Below are 20,975 nucleotides of genomic sequence, written 5' to 3' on the forward strand. Positions count from 1 at the left end.
ATGGGGCAAATGGAGGAGGCCACGCAGCTTGCCGCCCGTGCCGTGGGGCTCGCGCCCGAGGCGGCGGAGGCGCGCTTGCATCTGGCCTCGCTGTATCTGGCGCGGCAACAATACGGCGCGGCGGTTCTCCACCTCATCACCCATTTATCGGCGCCAAAATTCTGCTCGGCCTGCTTTTGCCGGTCATCGCCTTTTTCGCCTTTCGCCATTTCGGCAGCGGTATGTTGTGGATGGCGGTCAAGCTCGGTGGCGCGGCCATGTTTGGCCTGCTTCTGCCCGAGACCATCGCCACCAACATCCGCAAAAGGCATCTGACACAGGTTGAAGCCGGCGTGGCTGATGCGCTGGACATGTTGGTGATCTGTGCCGATGCCGGTCTCGCCCTGGAAGCCGGGCTGGCGCGCGTGGCGCAGGAGATGGATGGCCTCAATCCCGCCCTCTCGAAAGAGCTGACGCAAACATCGCGCGAATTGCAGATCGGTTCGGACATGCGCCAGGCGATGGAAGCGCTCGGTCTGCGCACCGGGCTGGATCCGTTGAAGCGCCTGTCCACCACGTTGATCCAATCCCTGCATTACGGCACCCCGCTCACCCAGGCGTTACGCACTCTCTCGGGAGAATTGCGCCAGGAGGCCCTCGTCAAGTTCGAGGAGCGTGCCGGCCGCCTGCCGACCCTGATGACCATTCCTATGATTCTTTTTATCCTGCCCTGCGTCTTCCTGATCGTGGCAGGGCCAGCGATCATCAATGTCTTGGCCACCCTCCATGGACAAAAGTAGAGTAAACCATGAAAAATTTTAAGCGCGCCGCATTTTCCGCGATAGCCAGGCACAACCGCGACTCTCTGAAACGCTCAGGCGCCTTCCTGCTGGTGCCGGTTCTGCTGCTGGCGTCCTGTGCGCAGCAAAGCCCTGCCAATAATGCCGCCGCCGCCGCCCAGATCGGTACGAATACCCTGAATGTCGCCGACGCCGCCATTGCCGGCGGCGACCCGAATATGGCGCTCTCCGTCAGCCAGTCCATCCTCTCGAGCGACCCCGGCAATGTCCAGGCGCTAGAGCATGAGGGCGACGCCTATTATGCGCTCAACCGCTGTCCCGCCGCCATTGCTGCCTATCAGCTTGCGCTGAAGCGTGACCCCACGGCAAGTGCGGCGGAAACAGGGCAGGGGCGTTGCCTGCTCAAAACAGACCCTCTCGCAGCCGAACAGGCCTTCATGCGTGCCGTCCAGGATGATCCCGGCAACGCCAACGCCTTGAACGACCTTGGCATCGCGCGTGATTTGCAGGGTAATTTCGCAGGCGCGGTAGACCCTTACCAGAAAGCCCTGCTGGCCGACCCAAGCCTGACCGCCGTCGAGGTTAATCTCGGCCTGTCGCTGGCGCTTTCCGGCAACGGCCCGCAGGCCCTGCAGTATCTTGGCCCGCTCGCCACCAGTGAGCAGGCCACGCCGAAAATCCGGCAGGATTATGCCGCGGCGCTGGTCGCCACGGGGCGGGTGGCCGAAGCCAGGCAAGTGCTGGCGGTTGACCTTCCGCCAGACCAGGTGAACAGGGCCATTGAGGGCTTCAGCAACCTGATCCAGCAGTCGCAATCCGTACCGCCGCCCGCTCCACCGCCGCCCACTGTGCAGCGCGTACCCGCGCCGGCCCCGATTTCGGCAACGCCGTTGCCGCAGTCCGCCGACAGCCCCGCAGCCCAGCCGGCCCCGCTGGCTGCCGCCGCGCCGCCGCCTCCATCCATTGTGGCGCAGATTCACCCCATCTCGCCGTCCCCACCCACCCCCGCGCCAACACCCGTTCAGGCCTCAACCGGCACCATGGCCTCCGCCGCCGCGGTGCAACTGGGCGCTCTCAATTCCCCAAATGACGCGCACCGCGCCTGGGTGCATCTGGTCAGATCCGCCCCGGCTCTTTTCGATGATCGCTCCCCGCAGATCACCCCCGTTACGATTGGCAGCAAAACCTACTACCGCCTGCGTGTCGGCGGGTTCCAGAGCAAGGTCGCCGCCGCGCATTTCTGCAACGAGCTTCAGGCCGCCGGTCATCGCTGCACCCCGGCGGATTTCTGAATTTCGCTCCCCCGCTGGTCTCAGCGGGGGATTTTCAGACCAAGGCTAAATAACCGCGCGCAGCCGCGCGAGGCTTTCTTGCGCGCCCAAAGCTTCAAGGGTCGCGTCTATTCCCGGGCTCATTGTGCTGCCGGTCAGCGCCGCGCGCAACGGCTGCGCCACCTGGCCGAGCTTACGCCCCTCTGCCTCGGCAAAGCCGCGCAGCGCCGCATCCAGCGCGGCGACGGAAAAATCTGTCGCTTCCAGCACCGGCACCAGCCGCCCCAGCATCGCCTTGGCCTCATCGGTCAGCAGCGCCAGAGCCTTCGGCTCGAAGGGCAGGGGCACGCCGCGCGCCAGAAACGCCGCCGACACGGCCAGATCCGCCAGATTTTTTGCGCGCTCCTTCAGCCCTGGCATGAGGCGCAGAATTCGCTCCATCGCCGCCGCATCCACCACAATCCCGGCCTTGGCCAGCCGCATCACCACATCCTCGCGCAAACGAGTATCATCCGCCCCGCGCAGCCACACCCCGTTCAAATGGGTCAGCTTGGCGTAATCCATCCGGCTCGCGGCCCGCCCCACGCCTTCCAGCGTGAACAGCTCCACCTGCTCGGCGCGCGTCAAAAACTCCGCATCGCCATGCCCCCAGCCCAGCCGCAGCAGATAGTTGCACAAAGCCTCGGGCAGAAACCCGTCTTCGCGGAATTCCAGAATGCTCACCGCGCCGTGGCGCTTGGAGAGCTTGGCCCCGTCCGCGCCGTGAATCAGCGGAATATGCGCGAATTGCGGTTTTTCCCAGCCCATGGCGTCATAAATCTGAATCTGGCGGAACGTGTTGGTGAGGTGATCATCGCCGCGGATGACATGGGTGATATCCATGTCATGGTCATCCACCACCACCGCGTGCAAATAGGTCGGCGTACCATCGGAGCGCAGAATGATCATGTCATCCATCTCCTCGTTCTGCACTTTCACCGTGCCCTGCACGAGGTCCTGCAACACCACCTCGCCCTCGCGCGGGGCCTTCAGCCGTATCGCGGGCTTCACCCCGGCGGGCGCTTCCGCCGGGTCGCGGTCGCGCCAGCGCCCGTCATAACGCGGCGGGCGCTTCTCAGCCGCCGCCTGCTCGCGCATCGCCTGCAACTCCTCGGCGGTGCAATAGCATTTATACGCGCGCCCCTGTGCCAGAAGTTCCAGCGCCACTTCCACATGCCGTGCCTCGCGGGTGGATTGATACACCGGCGGCGCGTCCGCGTTCAGGCCCAGCCACGCCAGCCCGTCCAGAATCACCTGCACCGCTTCCTGGGTGGAGCGCGCCTTATCGGTATCCTCGATGCGCAGCAGAAACTCGCCGCCATGATGCCGGGCGAACAGGTAGTTGAACAACGCCGTTCGGGCGCCGCCGATATGCAGCAGGCCGGTGGGGGAGGGGGCAAAACGGGTACGGATTTTCATGCCCAGCGTTTAGCATTTTTGCGCCGCATTGTGCCAGACGGGGCAACCGCTTAACGTTGACCAACAACTGGAGGTTGCCGGTGCGCGACGCATTCGCCAAATGGGCCGAGGCCGAGCGGGGCCGGTTTTCATTGCTGCTGCCCGTTGCCATGGGCGCTGCGATCCTGGTTTACTTCGCGTTGCCCGCCGAGCCGCCGCTCTGGCTTGGTGCGATATTCCTCGCCTTCAGCCTTGCCGTGCTCGCCGCCGGCTGGCGCCACCCGTACTGGCGTTTCGCCGCCGCGCTGGCGTTGGCCGCCTCGCTTGGCTTCGCCCGCGCCGAATGGCGCACTGCCGCCCAACCCCCGCTCACGGTCATCCCCTCCGGTCCCATCGGCCTCTCAGGCACCATTGCGCGGATAGACCTTTTCCCCGGCGCGCGACGCCTCACCCTGGCGCATCCTAGCCTGGAGGGCGCCGCCCCGCTCCCCCGCGCCATCCGCCTGCGCCTGCGCGGCGCTGATGCCACGCCGCTGCGTGTGGGCGAAGCGGTGCGTGCCTACGCCATGCTCTTCCCGCCGGACCCCCCGGCCTACCCCGGCGGTTGGGACCAGGGGCGGCAGAATTTCTTCGCCGGTCTCGCCGCCTCCGGCTTCGCGCTGGGTGATGTCGGCATCACCGCGCCGGCCCCGCCTGATGCCCCCGACGCCTGGCTACAAAACCTGCGCGCGGGCATCGCCTCGCGCATCCTCAGGGTGCTGCCGGTCTCCACCGGGTCCATCGCCGTCACCCTGCTCACGGGTGATGAACAAGCCATCCCCGCCGCCGAGCGCGATCATTTCATCGCCGCGGGGCTGGCGCATATTCTCGCGGTGGCGGGGCTGCATGCCGGCATCGTCATGGGTTTGTTTTTCACCACTACCCGCTTTCTGCTCACGCGCCACGAGCGTCTGGCCCTGCGTCTGCCGGTCAAACCGCTCGCCGCCGCCGCCGCGCTGCTCGGCGGGGCGGCTTATGCGGCGCTCACCGGCGCGCATCTGCCGATCCTGCGCAGCCTCGCCATGGCCTCGCTGGTCACATTTGGCGTCATCGTGGGGCGGCGCGCGATCTCCTTGCGCGGCCTTGCCATTGCCGCCACGCTCATCATGCTCGCCACGCCCGAAGCCGTGCTGGGGGTCAGCTTCCAGATGAGCTTCTCCGCAGTGCTGGCGCTTATCGCCGGGTTTGCCGCGGTCCAGCATGCCATGGCGCGCTTCCACGCCGCCAGCTCGCGTGCCGGAAGCTTTGCGATGCACGGCGCGGCGCTGGCCTACACCAGCCTGCTGGCGGGCGGCGCCTCCATGCCTTTTGCAGCTTACCAGTTCCAGCAGGTGCAGCCCTATTGGATCCCCGCCAACCTCCTCGCCGTGCCGCTCACCGCGCTGTGGATTCTCCCCCTCGGCCTGCTCGCGCTGGCGCTCATGCCGCTTGGCCTGCAAGCCCTCGCATTGCTGCCCATGGCGCGCGGCATCGCCATCATCCTCTGGGTCACCGCCCGCATCGCCACCTGGCCCGCCGCCATGCTGCGTATCCAGCCCATGCCCAGCCTCGCCATTCTGTTCTTCGCCGCCGGGCTTATCTGGCTGTGCATCTGGCGCAGCACACCGCGTTTCGCCGGTCTCGCCTTCATGCTCGCGGGCCTGGCCATTTACACCGCCGCCCGCCCGCCGGACATTCTGGTCTCCCCCGGCGCCAGACTCATCGCCATCCGCGCCGCGCCGCGCATTTTCCTGCTCAGCCGCGGCAAACCCCCGTCCTACACCCTCGCGCAATGGGCCCCGGTCTGGGCCGGCACGCAGCTCACCCCGGCGCGATGCACACAAAACACCTGCCGCCTCGGCGCCGTGTTGTTTGCTCTCACCCCCCCGCCGGGCGGCTGCGGCAATGCCCTCGTTGCCGTCTCGCCCGAGCCTCTGCGTGGCGCCTGCGGCTCCACCCCGGTCATTGACCGTCTCTCCGTCTACCGCAACGGCGCCACCGCCGCCTGGATAAGCGGGCACCGCCTCACCCTGCTGACTGACCGCGCGGTCCAAGGCGCGCGTCCCTGGGTCGCCCGCTACCCCGGCGGATGATGTCCTTTGGCTCCCAACCTAAGCGCCCGCCCGCTGGGTGTTTGCCGCCATGTCAGCTATAACCGCGCCATGACAAACCGAATCGGAATCGCCGGCATTTCCGGCCGCATGGGCCGTCTGCTGGCCGAGGAAGCCGCCGCCGCCGCGCAGCTTACCGGCGGCACCAGCCGCTCCGGCGCCGCGCCGGGCGATGCGCCATTGTACCCGGACCTTAACGCCCTCGCGGCTGAGTCGGATGTGGTGATCGACTTCACCCACGCCAGCACCGTGGCCGCCCACGCCGCCGCCCTGGCTGGGGCCAAAACCCCCTGGGTGCTGGGCAGCACCGGCTATGGAGCAGATGACCAAGCCGCCATCGAGGCCGCGGCGCGGATTATCCCCATCATCGCCGCGCCCAATTTCTGCACCGGCGTCAACCTTCTGCTCATCCTCGCTGAAAAACTCGCAGCCACCCTGCCGCCCGCGCGCTATGACGCCGAAGTGCTGGAAATGCACCACCGGCAAAAGGTTGACGCCCCCTCCGGCACGGCCCTGGCCCTGGGGCGCGCGGTTGCCGCCGGGCGCGGGGTGAAGCTGGAAGACGTGATCGCCAGCGGCCGCCACGGCCACACCGGCCCGCGCCGCGACGGCGAAATCGGCTTCGCCACACTGCGCGGCGGCCAGATCGTCGGCAGCCATACCCTTTCCTTCACCGCCGGGGATGAACAAATCTCTCTCACCCACCATGCGCTGGACCGCCGGGTTTTCGCCGCCGGCGCGGTGCGAGCCGCCCTCTGGCTGCAAAACCAGAAGCCGGGCCTCTACACCATGCGCGATTTCCTCGCGCTCTAGTTGTTGTTAACCCAGAGCGGGTATTGACCCCGGCAATTAGATAAGTCATCCGAGCCGCCTCGAATAAGGGATATTTGTGCATGCGCGATAAAGGCGAATTTCTGTTCACCTCCGAGTCCGTCTCGGAAGGTCACCCGGATAAGGTTGCGGACCGGATTTCCGATACCGTGGTTGACGCCTATCTGGCGGCTGACCCCTACGCGCGCGTTGCGTGCGAAACCCTGGTCACCACCAACCGCATCGTCCTGGCGGGCGAGGTCCGTGGCCCCGAGACCATCACCAAGGAACATCTGGCGCATCTCGCCCGCATGGCGGTGCACGACATTGGCTACGACCAGGAGGGCTTCTCCTGGAAGAACGCTTCGGTTGATGTTCATTTGCACGCCCAGTCGGCTGACATCGCCGTGGGTGTCGATGCCGATGGCAGCAAGGACGAAGGCGCCGGCGACCAGGGCATCATGTTCGGCTACGCTTGCACGGAGACCGAAGCGCTGATGCCCGCGCCCATCTACTACTCCCACCTCATCCTGCGCCGCATCTCAGACCTGCGCCGCGCCGGCGATGCCCGCGCCAAGGGCCTCCAGCCCGACGCCAAGAGCCAGGTGACCCTGAAATACATTGACGGCAAGCCCGTCACCGCCACCTCCATCGTGGTCTCCATCCAGCATGACCCGGATGTGACGCTGGCCCGCGTGCGCGAGCTGCTTACCCCGATCGTCAACGACGCTCTGCCCCCCGGCTGGATGCCCACCGAGGCTGAATTCTACGTCAACCCCACCGGCATCTTCGTCATCGGCGGGCCGGATGGCGATTGTGGCCTGACCGGACGCAAGATCATCGTGGACACCTACGGCGGTGCCGCCCCCCATGGCGGCGGCGCGTTCTCGGGCAAGGACCCCACGAAGGTTGACCGCTCCGCCGCCTATGTCTGCCGCTACCTCGCCAAAAACGTGGTCGCCGCCGGGCTGGCGGACCGCTGCACCCTGCAGCTCTCCTATGCCATCGGCGTCTCGCAGCCGCTCTCGCTTTATGTCGAGCTGCACGGCACCGGCCGCGATGTCGATGAGGTCAAGCTCGAAAAAACCCTGCGCGAGCTGGTCAACCTCACCCCGCGCGGCATCCGCGAGCACCTCCAGCTCAACCGGCCGATTTACGCCCCCACCTCCGCCTTTGGCCATTTCGGCCGCACGCCGGATGCGGACCTTGGCACCTTCACCTGGGAAAAGACCGATCTGGTCCCGGCCCTGAAGTCTGCTTTTGGCCGCTGAAACCCTGCTACCGCGAGCGAAGCATGCTAACCCGTCTTCGCTCGCGGAGGTGAGCGTGAAACCACCGCCTGACCGTCTCTACGGCCGGATCAAGGGCAAAAAACTCCGCCCGCGCCAGGAGTGGCTGCTGGCCGAATTTCTGCCCCGGCTTTCGTGGCCGCAAATCCCCTTCGGTATCACTGTGCGTGAAATCTGGCTGGAAGTCGGCTTTGGCGGCGGCGAGCATGCTTACGCCTTGGCCCAGGCCAACCCCGATACCGGCCTCATCGCCGCTGAAGTGTTCGAGACCGGCATCTGCTCGCTGCTCTCGCGCCTCGCGCCGGAGGATGCCGCGGCGCCCGAAGTCCCCGCCAACCTGCGCCTCTTTACCGATGACGCCCGCCCCCTGCTGCGCGGCATAGCCGATGCCACGCTGGGCAAGCTCTTCCTGATGTTCCCTGATCCCTGGCCCAAGGCCCGCCACGCCAAACGCCGCTTCGTCCACCCGGAGCTGCTGGCCGAGGCCGCCCGCGTGCTCAAACCCGGCGGCGAGTGGCGCATCGCCTCGGATGATCCCACCTACCAAGCCTGGACCGATGAAGTTCTGGCCGCCCAAAGTGCCTTTACCGTCACCCGCGCCACCATAAGGCCCGAAGGCTGGCCGCCGACCCGCTACGAGGCCAAAGCCATCCTGGCCGGCCGCCAGCCGGTCTACTGGTCATTGCTGAAACGATAATCGTTGTTTTGTCGCACCGAACCCGCACAAATTGGGGTACAAGAAAAAAATTAAATTTTATAATCATGCGCTTGTGGATCGATCTTCGAAATCGCTCCACGTGGAGCGGGCCTATTCCACGGTCACCGACTTCGCCAGATTGCGCGGCTGGTCCACATCCGTGCCCTTCATCACCGCGACATGATACGCCAGCATCTGCACCGGAATCGCATATAAAATCGGCGCTGCAAACGGATCGATCTCCGGCAAAATCAGTGTCTCTGCTGCAACTCCCTGCAACTTCGCAGCCCCCGCGGCATCGGAGAACACAATAACCTGCCCCCCCCGCGCCGCGACCTCCTGCAAGTTGGACGCCGTTTTCTCAAACAACGGGCCAGACGGGCAAATCGCGATCACCGGCACCGATTTGTCGATCAGCGCGATCGGCCCATGCTTCAACTCACCGGCGGCATAGCCTTCCGCGTGAATATAGCTGGTTTCTTTCAGTTTCAGCGCCCCTTCGAGCGCGATGGGGAAACACGCCCCCCGGCCCAGATACAGCACATCCGCCGCCTCGGCGATCCGGGGCGCCAAACGCCTGATCTGCGCCTCATTCGCCAAAATCTCCGCCGCCTTGGCGGGAATTTCCAGCAGCGCATCGCACAGCCGGGTAATCTCGGCATCCGCCAGGCTGGCGCGCGCGCGTGCCACCGCGAGCGCGAACACCGCCATCACGGTCAGCTGCGCGGTAAAGGCTTTGGTGCTGGCAACCCCGATCTCCGGCCCGGCCATGGTCTCCAGCATGGCGTCGGACTCCCGCGCCATGGTGCTCTCGGGCACGTTGAGAATGGTCAGGATCATCTGCCCCTCGGCACGCATATAGCGCAGCGCCGCCAGCGTATCCGCCGTCTCGCCGGACTGGCTGACCAGCAACCCCAGCCCACCCTTGGGGAGCGGCGGCGCACGGTAGCGAAATTCTGATGCCACATCGGCATCCATTGGCAGCCGGCCCAGGCTTTCCAGCCAGAACTTGCCGGTCAGCCCCGCGTAATACGCCGAACCGCAGGCGCTGAAGGTGATGCGCGGCACGCTGGCCAGATCAAAGGGCAGGGCGGGCAATACCGGCATGCGGGTGGCGGCGTCGATCATCCGGTGCAGCACGTCGCCGATCACCACCGGGTGCTCGTGCAATTCCTTTTCCATGAAATGCCGGAAATTACCCTTGCCGATGGCAGCCCCTGTTAGGTTGGTGAGCTTCTTCTCCCGGGTGATCTCCTGGCCGTGGGCATCAAAAAAAACGGCATTTTCGCGCGTCACCACCACCCAGTCGCCATCTTCGAGATACGCGATCTGGCGCGTCAGCGGCGCCAGGGCCAGCGCGTCGGACCCCAGATACATCTCCTGCACCCCGTAGCCCACCGCCAACGGTGCGCCGCGCTGCGCGCCGATGATCAACTCAGGATGCCCGGCGAAAATCAGCGCCAGCGCATAGGCCCCCTCCAGCCGCGCGAACGCGGCCTTGGCGGCCTCAACCGGGCTCATCCCCTCCGCCAGCAGCAGATCGAGCAGTTGCGCGACTGTCTCGGTATCGGTCTCGGAGCAAAAAACCTGGCCCTTGGCCTCAAGCTCGGCGCGGAGCAGCAAATGGTTCTCGATGATGCCGTTATGCACAACCGCGACGCGCGCGGTGCCGTGCGGATGGGCGTTGGTCTCAGTCGGCGCGCCATGAGTCGCCCAGCGGGTGTGGCCGATGCCGGTACAGCCCGCCAGGGGCTGGCGCTCCAGCGCGGCGGCCAGCTGCGCCAGCTTGCCCTCGGCGCGGCGGCGCTCGATCTGTCCGTTCACCAGAGTCGCGATGCCGGCGCTGTCATATCCGCGATATTCCAACCGCCGCAGACCATCCATAAGCAGAGGCGCCGCCGGCGCCAGACCCACAACACCCACGATTCCGCACATGATTCGTATCCTTAAAAGTCTCCTTCAGCCGGTAGCGTCCGCGTGTGCTCCCTGTCAAAGGCCGGGGCATCAATTCGTGTTTCATTCTGTGGCGATATGGCTTGACGAGGGGCTTGTCATGGCCCATTTGCCAATCAGGACTGTTTAGGTCCACTATCGGAGCGCATATGTTGAAATTGTCTCGTTTGACCGATTATGCCGTGGTGGCGCTGGTCCGGTTGAGTGCCGCCGATTGCGTTGAAACCTCGCCGGGTATTGCAGCGGCCATTGGCGTGCCCGAGCCGACCGTGGCCAAGGTGCTAAAGGCGCTGGCCGGGCATGGGCTGGTTATTTCCTCCCGCGGGGCCCGCGGTGGTTATCGCCTGGGCCGCCCGCTGAATGAAATTGCGGTCTCGGAGGTCATCATGGCCATTGACGGGCCGATTGCGCTGACCTCTTGCGTGGATGGCGCATCCGGCTGCGAGAGTCAGTCACTGTGCCCCGTGGCCGGACGCTGGGACCCGGTGAACGATGCGATCCGAACGGCGTTGAGCCGGATTTCCCTTGCAGATATGGAAGCCGCGAGCATTCCCACCGCGTTCCGCTTGCCTGTCGTAGCGCCTATGAATGAGGTTGTGTGATGTCCACCACTGTTGAAACTCGCGATACGGTCGAGGCTCTTTCGGTTGAAAAGTATAAATATGGATTTACGACCGAGATCGCGATGGAAGAATTTCCCAAGGGGCTGAACGAGGAGATCGTGCGGCTGATTTCGGCCAAAAAAGGTGAGCCGGACTGGTTGCTTGCCTGGCGGCTAAAAGCGTTCGCACTGTGGCAAAAGCTGGAAGAACCGCATTGGGCGCGGGTTGAGCACCCACCGATTGCCTATGATGAGCTCTATTATTACGCAGCCCCCGCCGCGCCGACGCCCAAGTCGCTTGATGAGGTTAACCCCGCGCTTTTGAATATGTATGAGAAGCTCGGCATTCCACTGAACGAGCGCGCGGCGCTGGCCGGCGTGGCGGTGGATGCAGTATTTGATTCGGTTTCCGTGGCGACCACATTCCGCGAGACACTTGCAAAATCTGGTGTGATTTTCTGCCCGATTTCCGAGGCGGTGCGCGAGCATCCGGAGCTGGTGCATAAATATCTGGGTAGCGTGGTGCCGTATGGCGATAATTATTTCGCGGCGTTGAACTCGGCGGTGTTTTCCGATGGCAGCTTTGTTTATATCCCCAAGGGGGTGCGCTGCCCGATGGAGCTTTCCACCTATTTCCGCATTAATGCACGCAACACCGGGCAGTTTGAGCGCACGCTGATTATTGCTGAGGAAGGTGCCAGCGTATCCTACCTTGAAGGCTGCACCGCACCGATGCGCGATGAGAATCAGCTGCACGCGGCGGTGGTGGAGCTTGTCGCCATGGATGAGGCGAAGATCAAATATTCCACCGTGCAGAACTGGTATCCGGGTGATGCCGATGGCAAGGGCGGTATTTATAATTTTGTCACCAAGCGCGGCGCGTGCCGCGGCAGGAATTCAAAAATCTCCTGGACACAGGTGGAAACTGGCTCGGCCATTACGTGGAAATACCCCTCCTGTATCCTGCAAGGCGATGGTTCCGTTGGGGAGTTTTATTCGGTCGCGATGACGCATAATCATCAACAGGCCGACACCGGCACGAAGATGATTCATATCGGCAAGAACACGACGAGCACGATCATCTCCAAGGGCATTTCGGCTGGTCATTCCAACAACACCTATCGCGGGCTGGTAAAGATTATGCCCAACGCCTCCGGCGCGCGCAATTATACGCAATGCGATTCACTGCTGATAGGCGACCAGTGCGGCGCGCATACGGTGCCCTATATCGAGAGCCGGAATGCCTCCGCAAAGGTGGAGCATGAGGCCACGACATCGAAGATCGCGGAGGATCAGCTGTTTTATTGCCGCTCGCGGGGGTTGTCGGAAGAGGATGCCGTGGGGTTGATCGTAAATGGTTTCTGCAAGGATGTGTTGAAGGAATTGCCAATGGAATTTGCTGTCGAAGCGCAGAAACTCCTGGCTGTGTCGCTTGAAGGATCGGTTGGTTAATATGCTTGAGATTAAAAATTTGTCGGCGAGGATTGGCGACAAGGAAATTCTGCGAGGCGTGAACCTGAGTGTGCCGGATGGTGAGATTCACGCCATCATGGGGCCGAATGGCGCTGGAAAATCAACGCTCTCCTATGTGCTCTCTGGCCGCGAGGGCTATGAGGTGACGGGCGGCGAGGCGATTTATAATGGCCAGGATATTCTGGCGTTGACGCCGGAGGCGCGGGCCGCCGCCGGAATATTCCTTGCATTTCAGTATCCGGTGGAGCTGCCTGGCGTGGGCAATGCGAATTTTCTGCGCACGGCGCTGAATGCGGTGCGGCGCGCGCGCGGCGAGGCGGAGCTTGATGCCGTGGCGTTTTTAAAACTTGCACGGACAGCCTTGAAAAATCTTTCGATGCAGGATGATATGCTCAAGCGCAATGTGAACGTCGGGTTTTCCGGCGGCGAGAAGAAGCGCAACGAGGTTTTGCAGATGGCGCTGTTGCGGCCGGGTCTGGCGATTCTCGATGAGACGGATTCCGGGCTGGATATCGATGCGCTCAAAATTGTCGCCGAGGGGGTGAACGCGCTGCGCAGCCCGGTATTTTCGGCTTTGGTGATTACGCATTATCAGCGCCTGCTGGATTATATCGTGCCCGATCGGGTGCATGTTCTGGCGGCGGGGAAAATTGTGCGCTCCGGCGGGCCGGAGTTGGCGCTGGAACTGGAAGCTCGCGGCTATGCCGGGTTGGAAGCGGCCTGAGCCATGACCGCGCTTCCCACCCGTAGCCTTGAGGCTTGGCGCTACACGGATTTGCGTCCGCTGGATGCCATGAGTTTTGCCGAGGCGCCGGCTGCGTCCGTTCCCGGTGATCTGCCCGATATCGGCGTGCCGCGCCTGGTTTTTGTGAATGGCCGGTTTGACGCCGCGGCATCTTCCGCGTTGATGTTCGCGCATGGTTTTGCCACGGTGACTGAAGAGTCTGACCTGCCGCTGGCGTTGATCAACGCGCAGCATGCGCAGGATGGTTTGACGCTGGAAATACCCGCCGGGGTTGATGCGGGGGTTGTGCTGCTGGTCTCTTATGCCAACGGCGGGGCGCTGCATCCACGCCACCGGGTCTCCTTGGGAGCGGGCGCTACGCTAACGCTGCTTGAGGTTATAAAAGGTGAAGGTGTTTACTGGCATAATCCGGTGACGGATATTGTTCTGGCGCAAGGTGCGCGGCTGGCACATTACCGCTTGCAGAATGAAAGCCGGGAGGCGTTTCATTTGGCAACGATCCGCGTTGGCGCCGCCGCGGATGCGGCTTATGAGAGCTTCACCGCGGTGATGGGCGCGAAGCTTTCACGTGCTGAATTTCATGTGGAACTGAGCGGCGCGAAGGCGTACACGCATTTGAACGCGGCGCAGCTGCTGGGAGATTCGCAGCACGGGGATTTTACCTCCGTGGTGCGCCACAGGGCGCCTGATTGCAGCTCGCGCCAGACGGTGAAGTCTGTTTTATCCGATGCCGCGCGCGGGGTTTTTCAGGGGCGGATTGAGGTGGACCGCATGGCGCAGAAGACCGATGGCTACCAGATGAGCCAGGCGCTGCTGCTCTCGCCAACGGCGGAGATGGATATAAAACCTGAATTGCAGATTTTTGCCGATGATGTGAAATGCAGCCATGGCGCCACCATCGGCGCGCTGGATGAAGAGCAGGTGTTTTATCTGCGCAGCCGGGGAATTCCCGAGGATACAGCGCGCGCGATGCTGATTTGCGCGTTTTTGACCGAGGCGCTGGAGCCGGTGACGCATGCGGGGGCGCATGCGTTGTTCGAGGCGGCGATTGAGACATGGTGGACCGGAAAATGAGTACGCGTGCATTCAATGTTTCAGAAATTCGCAAGGATTTTCCGATCCTGACGCAGCAAGTGCATGGCCGGAAGCTGGTGTTTCTGGATTCCGCGGCCTCGGCGCAGAAACCGCGCGTGGTGATTGACGCGATGGTGCGCGTGATGGAGATGCAATACGCCAATGTGCATCGGGGGTTGCATTGGATGTCGGAACGCGCGTCTGATGCGTATGAGGCGGCGCGCGACAAGGTGGCGGCGTTTTTGAATGCGCGGGCGCGCGAGGAAATTGTTTTCACGCGCAATGCGACGGAGTCCATCAATCTGGTGGCGTATAGCTATGGCCGCACCGCGTTGCGGCCGGGCGATGCTGTTGTGGTCTCGGAGATGGAGCACCATGCGAATCTGGTGCCGTGGCAGATATTGCGCGATGCCCATGGCGTGGAGCTGCGGATTGCGAAGATTACTGATTCTGGCGAGATTGATTGGGAATCATTAGAGGCGCAGTTTGCCGATGGCAAGGTGAAGTTGCTGGCGATGACGCATATGTCCAACGTGCTGGGGAGCTACACGCCGGCGGAACGGCTGGTGGCGTTCGCACATGCGCGCGGGGCGAAGGTTTTGCTCGATGGCTGCCAGGCGATTGTGCACCGCGCGGTTGATGTGCAGGCGCTTGATGTGGATTTCTATGTGTTTTCCGGGCACAAGCTCTACGGCCCGACGGGCATTGGTGTGTTGTATGCCAAGCGCGAAATTCTGGAGGCGATGCCGCCGTTTCTGACAGGCGGGGAGATGATTGAATCCGTCTCTTATGAGCGTGCCACCTGGGCGCCGCCGCCGTACCGCTTTGAGGCAGGGACGCCTGCGATTATCGAGACGATCGGGCTGGGCGCGGCGATTGATTATGTGCAGGCGATCGGCCTTGATGCGATTGCGGCGCATGAGCGTGAGCTGACCGGGCATGGGCTGAAAATGCTGGCGGGGATTGAGGGTTTGCGGGTGCTTGGTTCGGCGCAGGACCGTGGCGGCGTTCTGACGTTCACCATGGAGGATGCGCATGCGCATGACATTGCGACGCTGCTGGACCGGCAGGGGATTGCGGTGCGGGCGGGGCGCCACTGCGCGGAGCCGCTGATGGGGCGGATGGGTGTGAGCGCGGCGGCGCGGGCGTCGTTCGCGCTGTACACGACGGTTGAGGAAATCGATGCGCTGGGCGAAGGGCTGGCGCGTATCAAGCAGATATTCAAATGAGCAGCACAGTCCAGGAACTTTACCAGGCATTGATCGTGGAGCGTAGCAAGGCGCCGCGTTTTGCCGGCCGACCGGAGGTGTTCGACGCGCAAGGCCGGGGCGAGAATGCGATGTGCGGTGATAGGGTGCAGGTGTTTTGGCAGCGTGGCGGCGTGGTGCACCATGAGGCCCATGGCTGCGCGATATTGACCGCGAGCGCGGATTTGATGGCGCAGGCGGTGGCGGGAAAGAGTCCGGCGGAGGTGGCGGCAATGCGCGGGGCTTTTGAGGAAGTTGTAACCAGCGGCAGAGAAGATCTGGCGCTGGGAGATTTGAACGCGCTGGCCGGCGTGGCACAGTATCGCGCGCGGAGACGTTGCGCGACTCTGCCGTGGGCGGCGCTCGAGGAAGCTCTCAGGGAGGTGCAGGTTCATGGATGAGGCGAAAATGGTCCCGGTGACGAGTTGGACGCCTGACGGTGAGACGAAGGCGGTGGTCTCGGAGGATGCGGTGATCGCGGCGATTTCCACTGTGTTCGATCCGGAAATTCCTGTGAATATCTACGAACTTGGGCTTATCTACGCAATTGAGCTGGCGCAGAATGGCGATGTGCGCGTGGAGATGACGCTGACCGCGCCCGGTTGCCCGGCGGCGCAGGAGTTGCCCGAGGCGGTGCATGACGCCATCGCCGCGGTGGAGGGGGTTGGGAATGTCGTGGTGGATACTGTGTGGGATCCGCCGTGGGACCAGAGCCGGATGAGCGAGGATGCACGTCTTTCGTTGAATATGTTTTGAAGGGGGCGCGTATGAGTACGACGACAATCGAGGCAAAACCCCGCCGGGCACTGCCGCCGCTGATGCAGTTGACCGAGGCGGCGGCGGCGCGGTTGAAGACACTGTATGAGGGTGGCGAGGCGGGCAAGCTGCTGCGCATCGCGGTTTCAACCAAAGGTTGCTCGGGGATGTCCTACGAGATGACGTGGGTGGAGGCGCCGGTGGCGCAGGATGAGGTGGTGGTGAGCCATGGGCTGACGGTTCTGGTGGACCGTAAGGCGACGCTGTTTTTGATCGGCACGACGATGGACTACAAGGTGGACAAGCTGACCGCCGGATTCACCTTTGAGAACCCCAACGAAAAGGGCCGTTGCGGCTGCGGCGAGAGTTTCCACGTTTAAGCGTTACTCGGCGGCGGCTTTTAGGGCCGCGCCGGCGCCCAGAGGGGCCAGCGGCAGGGCGGCGCAGAGCATGGCCGCCAGCATATAGAGCGCTGCGGCCGGGTGTGGTGAGGTGACGGCGGCGGCGCCGAAGATCAATGCCGGGATCATCAGGGGCAGGGTGATGAGCGGCATGAGCACCGCGGCGCGGCGCGCGCCGAGGGTGATGGCGGCGGCCAGCGTGCCGAGCAGCGAGAGCAACATGGTGCCTGGCAGCAGGGTAAGCAGCAGCAGGGGCACGCGCGCGGCTGGCATGCGCAGCATGATGGCGAGCGGGGCGGCGATGAGCAGGAGCGGCAGGCCGGTGGTCAGCCAGTGGATGATCATTTTGGCGAAGGCGACGCCGTAGGCGGGCAGGCCGGAGAGCAGCAGCAGGTCGAGCGTGCCGTCCTCGAAATCGGCGCCGAAGAGGCGGTCCAGCGGCAAAAGGGCGGCGAGCAGGGCGCAGACCCAGACGATGCCGGCGGCAATGGCGGCCAGTGTGGTGGGGCCGGGGCCGAGCGCAAAGGGAAACAGCGTGCCGGCGATGATGAAGAAGAGTAGCGAGGCGGTGGTGTCCGCGCCGTGGCGCAAGGAGAGTTTCAACTCGCGAAGGATCAGGGTTTTCATAGGCTCAGCACCGATACGCCGGTTAATTCCAGGGGTGTGTGCGTGCTGGCGATGATCATGCCGCCGCCTTGCCGATGGGACTCGCACAGAGCGGAGAACCGGGTGAGGGAGGCGGCGTCGAGTCCGGTGGTGGGTTCATCGAGCAGCCAGAGGGGTTTGCCGGAGGCGGCGACGCGCGCGATCGCCAAGCGGCGCTTTTGCCCGGCGGAGAGCAAGCGGGCGGGCAAATTGGCATAGGCGGTGAGCCCCACCGGCGCGAGTGCCGCCAGCGGCACATGCTCCGCGGCGGTGAGGGCAGGCTTTACCGCGTCCAGATGCCCGAGCCAGGCAATGCGTTTTGCATGGCTGGGCAGATCGTGCAGCGCATCTTCACCGTCCCATTTTAGCACACCGGCGGCCAGCGGCGTGAGCCCCGCCAAAGCGCGCAGCAGGGTGGATTTGCCGGCGCCGTTTGCGCCGCGCAACACCAGGATTCCGCCCGCGGAGAGCGAAAAGCTGATATTGGTGAGCACCAGCCGTTCACCACGGAAGACTGACAGATTGGAGGCTGAGAGCAGGGACGAAAATCCTTAACCCATGAATGGACGCGGTGGCACGGCTATGGTTTAAGCCGTCACTAATCGCAAGCCGTATATCAGAAAGGGTCAATTTACCATGACAGCCATCGGCCACGACAGCCTGAAAACCCTGAAAAGCCTCACCGTCGAGGGTAAGGATTATAAGTATTTCTCGCTGGCGGCCGCGGCCGCGGCCCTGGGTGACATCTCCAGGCTGCCCAAGACCTTGAAAGTGCTGCTGGAGAACGTGCTGCGCTTCGAGAACGGCGGCAGCTACACGGTGGATGACGCCAAGGCGGTCATCGGTTGGCTGGAAAAAGCCTCTTCGGCCAAGGAAGTGCCTTTCAAGCCCGCGCGCATCCTGATGCAGGATTTCACCGGCGTCCCCGGCGTGGTGGACCTTGCCGCGATGCGCGACGGCATCCTGCGCCTTGGCGGCAAGCCGGAGAAGGTGAACCCGCTGGTGCCGGTGGATCTGGTGATCGACCACTCCGTGATGGTGGATTATTCGGGTTCGGCCGATGCGCTGGAGAAGAACATCGCCATGGAGTTCGACCGCAACGGCGAGCGCTACCGCTTCCTGCGCTGGGGCCAGGAGGCGTTCGACAATTTCCGCGTCGTGCCGCCTGATACCGGCATCTGCCATCAGGTGAATTTGGAATATCTCGCGCAGGTCGCCTGGACCTCGGAGAACGGCGGTTCCACCTATGTATACCCTGACACGCTGTACGGCACCGACAGCCACACCACCATGGTGAACGGCCTGGGCGTGCTGGGCTGGGGTGTTGGCGGCATCGAAGCCGAGGCGGCGATGCTCGGCCAGCCGATTGCCATGTTGATCCCCGATGTCATCGGCTTCAAGCTGACCGGCAAGCTTTCCGAGGGCGTGACCGCGACTGATTTGGTGCTGACCGTGACGCAGATGCTGCGCGCGAAGAAGGTGGTCGGCAAATTCGTGGAATTCTACGGCGCCGGCCTGGCTGACCTCGCCCTGGCCGACCGTGCGACGATCGCCAACATGGCGCCGGAATACGGCGCGACCTGCGGCTTCTTCCCGGTTGACCAGATTACGCTGGATTATCTGCACCTCTCGGGCCGCGACGAGCACCGGATCAAGCTCGTTGAAGCCTATTGCAAGGCGCAGGGCCTGTGGCGCACCGAGGTAGACCCGGTGTTCACCGATACGCTGGAACTCGACCTCTCCACCGTGCAGCCCTCGCTCGCCGGGCCGAAGCGCCCGCAGGACCGCGTGTTGCTCAAGGATGCTGCCGCGGAATTCGCCAAGGAGCTGACCAAGGGCCTGGGCGTTGCCGCCGATGCCGTGGGCACCAAGGCCGCTGTTGCTGGCAAGGGCTATGAGATTACCCATGGCGATGTGGTGATCGCCGCGATCACCTCCTGCACCAACACCTCCAACCCTTATGTGCTGGTGGCCGCCGGGCTGGTGGCGCGCAAGGCGCACGCGCTGGGGCTGACGCCCAAGCCCTGGGTGAAGACCTCGCTGGCGCCCGGCTCGCAAGTTGTGACCGAATATTTGGACAAGTCGAAGCTTTCGGCGGATCTGGATGCCATGGGCTTCCAGACCGTGGGTTATGGCTGCACCACCTGCATCGGCAACTCCGGCCCGCTGGACGATGCGATTGTGGACGCCATTGAGAGCAACAAGCTGGTCGCGGCCTCGGTGCTCTCGGGCAACCGCAATTTCGAGGGGCGCGTGCACGCCAACGTGCGCGCCAACTACCTCGCCAGCCCGCCGCTGGTGGTGGCTTATTCGCTGCTCGGCAACATCCGTGAGGATATCACCACCGCCGTGATCGGCACCTCCAAGGACGGCAAGCCGGTGTATCTGAAGGACATCTGGCCCTCGACGAAGGAAGTGGCGGATACCGTGCATTCCGTGCTGACGCGCGAGATGTTCCTGGAGCGCTACGGCGATGTGTTCAAGGGGCCGAAGCAGTGGCAGGCGATTGAGGTGACCGGTGGGACCGACACCTACGCCTGGCCGTCCGGCTCCACCTATGTGAAGAACCCGCCCTATTTCGAGGGCATCACCATGGAGCCGAAGCCGGTTTCCGACATCAAGGGTGCGCGCGTCCTGGCCCTGCTGGGTGACTCGATCACCACCGACCATATCTCGCCTGCCGGCAACATCAAGAAATCCGGCCCCGCCGGTGAGTATCTGAGCCAGCATCAGGTGCAGCAGAAGGACTTCAACTCCTACGGCGCGCGCCGCGGCAATGATGATGTGATGGTGCGCGGCACGTTCGCCAACATCCGCATCAAGAACGAGATGATGGGCGGCGCCGAGGGCGGCAATACCAAGCATTTCCCCGGCGGGCAGGATATGTCGATCTACGACGCCGCGGTGAAGTACAAGGCCGAGGGCGTGCCGCTGGTGGTGTTCGCCGGGCAGGAATACGGCACCGGCTCCTCGCGTGACTGGGCGGCCAAGGGCACGATGCTGCTGGGCGTGAAGGCGGTTATCGCCGAGAGCTTCGAGCGTATCCACCGCTCCAACCTGGTCGGCATGGGGCTGCTGCCGCTGCTGTTCAAGGATGGCGTGACCCGCAAATCGCTCGCGCTGAAGGGCGATGAGACAATCGACATCGTCGGCCTGGACAAGCTCTCGCCGCGTATGGACATCACCATGGTGATCACCCGCGCCGATGGCTCCAAGCAGGAGGTGCAACTGCTCTGCCGCGTGGATACCGCCGACGAGGTGGAATATTACAAGCACGGCGGTATTTTGCAGTACGTGCTGCGCGGGATGGCGAAGGCGGCTTAAGGGCTTCGCCCCTAAGAACCCCACCAAGGGGCGCTGCCCCTTGGAACCCCGCAGTGGCCAGCGGGCCCCTGACCCCGGATATAAAGAACGGCGCTCTGTGAGGGGCGCCGTTTTTTTGTTAGCTGCGGGAGTTAGAATATTGTTGGGATTCGCGTTAATTTTATGGGCGGTGCATCTTTGAAGTGATTTGATGAAGAATTCACCCAAGAGGCCGAAATGTTACAATCCACACAACAGTCTCTTCCTCTTTGGGCTATGTATGCCCAGGCGCTTGGTTTGCCGTTATTTGCGTTGGCGCTCACGTTTTTTGGCATCCGTAATGCACGCGATCAGACCCGGGTTTC

General features: G+C 63.5%; 19 protein-coding genes. 15 read left to right on the forward strand and 4 right to left on the reverse strand.

Going from position 1 to position 20,975, the window contains the following annotated elements; translation table 11 throughout:
• Window positions 1-779 (forward strand): type II secretion system F family protein (locus PHE40_RS06605; protein ID WP_299959772.1); only part of this gene is annotated, 779 nt, incomplete at its 5' end.
• A gap of 8 nt (window positions 780-787) precedes the next feature.
• On the forward strand, window positions 788-2,071 hold the full coding sequence (locus PHE40_RS06610; RefSeq protein ID WP_299959775.1) for an SPOR domain-containing protein: 1,284 nt from the start codon (window positions 788-790) through the stop codon (window positions 2,069-2,071).
• A gap of 45 nt (window positions 2,072-2,116) precedes the next feature.
• Here the strand turns inward: PHE40_RS06610 and gltX are convergent, their stop codons facing one another.
• On the reverse strand, window positions 2,117-3,508 hold the full coding sequence (gene gltX, locus PHE40_RS06615; RefSeq protein ID WP_299959778.1) for a glutamate--tRNA ligase: 1,392 nt from the start codon (window positions 3,506-3,508) through the stop codon (window positions 2,117-2,119).
• Between the two features lie 80 nt (window positions 3,509-3,588).
• Here gltX and PHE40_RS06620 point away from each other — a divergent pair, with 80 nt between their 5' ends.
• From PHE40_RS06620 to PHE40_RS06635, 4 genes are all read left to right on the forward strand, one after another.
• A complete protein-coding gene (locus PHE40_RS06620) occupies window positions 3,589-5,598 on the forward strand; it encodes a ComEC/Rec2 family competence protein (protein ID WP_299959781.1) in 2,010 nt (669 codons plus the stop codon).
• Window positions 5,599-5,667: 69 nt separating this feature from the next.
• Window positions 5,668-6,429 carry a 4-hydroxy-tetrahydrodipicolinate reductase gene (dapB, locus tag PHE40_RS06625; protein ID WP_299959784.1) on the forward strand — a complete coding sequence of 254 codons (762 nt, stop codon included), beginning with the start codon at window positions 5,668-5,670 and terminating at the stop codon, window positions 6,427-6,429.
• Between the two features lie 80 nt (window positions 6,430-6,509).
• Window positions 6,510-7,697, forward strand: a complete 1,188-nt coding sequence (metK, locus tag PHE40_RS06630) for a methionine adenosyltransferase (RefSeq protein ID WP_299959786.1) — start codon at window positions 6,510-6,512, stop codon at window positions 7,695-7,697.
• A 49-nt stretch (window positions 7,698-7,746) separates the two neighbouring features.
• A complete protein-coding gene (locus PHE40_RS06635; protein WP_366523594.1) occupies window positions 7,747-8,412 on the forward strand; it encodes a tRNA (guanine(46)-N(7))-methyltransferase TrmB in 666 nt (221 codons plus the stop codon).
• Between the two features lie 111 nt (window positions 8,413-8,523).
• On the opposite strand, the gene glmS is transcribed toward PHE40_RS06635, so the two are convergent.
• Complete coding sequence (gene glmS / locus PHE40_RS06640) at window positions 8,524-10,347, reverse strand: glutamine--fructose-6-phosphate transaminase (isomerizing) (protein ID WP_299959789.1); 1,824 nt, start codon at window positions 10,345-10,347, stop codon at window positions 8,524-8,526.
• Between the two features lie 167 nt (window positions 10,348-10,514).
• On the opposite strand from glmS, the gene PHE40_RS06645 reads away from it, so the two are divergent.
• Genes PHE40_RS06645 through PHE40_RS06680 form a run of 8 tightly spaced genes read left to right on the forward strand, consistent with a single transcriptional unit; the run spans window position 10,515 to window position 16,641 of the window.
• Window positions 10,515-10,967, forward strand: a complete 453-nt coding sequence (locus PHE40_RS06645; RefSeq protein WP_299959792.1) for an SUF system Fe-S cluster assembly regulator — start codon at window positions 10,515-10,517, stop codon at window positions 10,965-10,967.
• A complete protein-coding gene (sufB, locus tag PHE40_RS06650; protein ID WP_299959795.1) occupies window positions 10,967-12,418 on the forward strand; it encodes a Fe-S cluster assembly protein SufB in 1,452 nt (483 codons plus the stop codon). Before PHE40_RS06645 ends, sufB begins: the two co-directional genes overlap by 1 nt.
• 1 nt (window position 12,419) lies before the next feature.
• Window positions 12,420-13,163, forward strand: a complete 744-nt coding sequence (gene sufC, locus PHE40_RS06655; RefSeq protein ID WP_299959797.1) for a Fe-S cluster assembly ATPase SufC — start codon at window positions 12,420-12,422, stop codon at window positions 13,161-13,163.
• A gap of 3 nt (window positions 13,164-13,166) precedes the next feature.
• The gene (gene sufD, locus PHE40_RS06660; RefSeq protein WP_299959800.1) at window positions 13,167-14,258 is read left to right on the forward strand and encodes a Fe-S cluster assembly protein SufD; all 1,092 of its coding nucleotides are present in this window, start codon (window positions 13,167-13,169) and stop codon (window positions 14,256-14,258) included.
• Window positions 14,255-15,487 carry an aminotransferase class V-fold PLP-dependent enzyme gene (locus tag PHE40_RS06665; protein WP_299959803.1) on the forward strand — a complete coding sequence of 411 codons (1,233 nt, stop codon included), beginning with the start codon at window positions 14,255-14,257 and terminating at the stop codon, window positions 15,485-15,487. Before sufD ends, PHE40_RS06665 begins: the two co-directional genes overlap by 4 nt.
• Entirely contained in the window at window positions 15,484-15,906 is a 423-nt protein-coding gene (gene sufU / locus PHE40_RS06670; RefSeq protein ID WP_299959806.1) for a Fe-S cluster assembly sulfur transfer protein SufU, read from the forward strand. Before PHE40_RS06665 ends, sufU begins: the two co-directional genes overlap by 4 nt.
• Window positions 15,899-16,261: an SUF system Fe-S cluster assembly protein gene (locus PHE40_RS06675; protein ID WP_299959809.1), complete on the forward strand. Its 363-nt coding sequence runs from the start codon at window positions 15,899-15,901 to the stop codon at window positions 16,259-16,261. The genes sufU and PHE40_RS06675 overlap by 8 nt, the downstream gene beginning before the upstream one ends.
• An 11-nt stretch (window positions 16,262-16,272) precedes the next feature.
• The gene (locus tag PHE40_RS06680; RefSeq protein WP_299959812.1) at window positions 16,273-16,641 is read left to right on the forward strand and encodes an iron-sulfur cluster assembly accessory protein; all 369 of its coding nucleotides are present in this window, start codon (window positions 16,273-16,275) and stop codon (window positions 16,639-16,641) included.
• A gap of 3 nt (window positions 16,642-16,644) precedes the next feature.
• Here PHE40_RS06680 and ccmB read toward each other — a convergent pair whose 3' ends face one another.
• Window positions 16,645-17,289, reverse strand: coding sequence for a heme exporter protein CcmB (ccmB, locus tag PHE40_RS06685; protein ID WP_299959815.1), 645 nt, complete (start codon window positions 17,287-17,289; stop codon window positions 16,645-16,647).
• Complete coding sequence (ccmA, locus tag PHE40_RS06690; RefSeq protein WP_299959824.1) at window positions 17,286-17,846, reverse strand: heme ABC exporter ATP-binding protein CcmA; 561 nt, start codon at window positions 17,844-17,846, stop codon at window positions 17,286-17,288. Before ccmA ends, ccmB begins: the two co-directional genes overlap by 4 nt.
• A 97-nt stretch (window positions 17,847-17,943) precedes the next feature.
• Between ccmA and acnA the strand changes: the two genes are divergently transcribed.
• A complete protein-coding gene (acnA, locus tag PHE40_RS06695) occupies window positions 17,944-20,631 on the forward strand; it encodes an aconitate hydratase AcnA (protein ID WP_299959818.1) in 2,688 nt (895 codons plus the stop codon).
• The last annotated feature ends 344 nt before the right edge of the window (window positions 20,632-20,975 follow it).

Source organism: Acidocella sp. (genome assembly GCF_028687955.1).
Taxonomy (GTDB): domain Bacteria; phylum Pseudomonadota; class Alphaproteobacteria; order Acetobacterales; family Acetobacteraceae; genus Acidocella.

What these genes read in the sequence shown, in the direction of transcription:
- metK (WP_299959786.1), top strand. Translation starts at nt 6,510, where the DNA reads ATGCGCGATAAAGGCGAATTTCTGTTCACCTCCGAGTCCGTCTCGGAA.
- PHE40_RS06610 (WP_299959775.1), top strand. Translation starts at nt 788, where the DNA reads ATGAAAAATTTTAAGCGCGCCGCATTTTCCGCGATAGCCAGGCACAAC.
- sufB (WP_299959795.1), top strand. Translation starts at nt 10,967, where the DNA reads ATGTCCACCACTGTTGAAACTCGCGATACGGTCGAGGCTCTTTCGGTT.
- PHE40_RS06645 (WP_299959792.1), top strand. Translation starts at nt 10,515, where the DNA reads ATGTTGAAATTGTCTCGTTTGACCGATTATGCCGTGGTGGCGCTGGTC.
- PHE40_RS06680 (WP_299959812.1), top strand. Translation starts at nt 16,273, where the DNA reads ATGAGTACGACGACAATCGAGGCAAAACCCCGCCGGGCACTGCCGCCG.
- dapB (WP_299959784.1), top strand. Translation starts at nt 5,668, where the DNA reads ATGACAAACCGAATCGGAATCGCCGGCATTTCCGGCCGCATGGGCCGT.
- PHE40_RS06665 (WP_299959803.1), top strand. Translation starts at nt 14,255, where the DNA reads ATGAGTACGCGTGCATTCAATGTTTCAGAAATTCGCAAGGATTTTCCG.
- sufC (WP_299959797.1), top strand. Translation starts at nt 12,420, where the DNA reads ATGCTTGAGATTAAAAATTTGTCGGCGAGGATTGGCGACAAGGAAATT.
- PHE40_RS06675 (WP_299959809.1), top strand. Translation starts at nt 15,899, where the DNA reads ATGGATGAGGCGAAAATGGTCCCGGTGACGAGTTGGACGCCTGACGGT.
- ccmB (WP_299959815.1), bottom strand. Translation starts at nt 17,289, where the DNA reads ATGAAAACCCTGATCCTTCGCGAGTTGAAACTCTCCTTGCGCCACGGC.
- glmS (WP_299959789.1), bottom strand. Translation starts at nt 10,347, where the DNA reads ATGTGCGGAATCGTGGGTGTTGTGGGTCTGGCGCCGGCGGCGCCTCTG.
- sufD (WP_299959800.1), top strand. Translation starts at nt 13,167, where the DNA reads ATGACCGCGCTTCCCACCCGTAGCCTTGAGGCTTGGCGCTACACGGAT.
- acnA (WP_299959818.1), top strand. Translation starts at nt 17,944, where the DNA reads ATGACAGCCATCGGCCACGACAGCCTGAAAACCCTGAAAAGCCTCACC.
- sufU (WP_299959806.1), top strand. Translation starts at nt 15,484, where the DNA reads ATGAGCAGCACAGTCCAGGAACTTTACCAGGCATTGATCGTGGAGCGT.
- gltX (WP_299959778.1), bottom strand. Translation starts at nt 3,508, where the DNA reads ATGAAAATCCGTACCCGTTTTGCCCCCTCCCCCACCGGCCTGCTGCAT.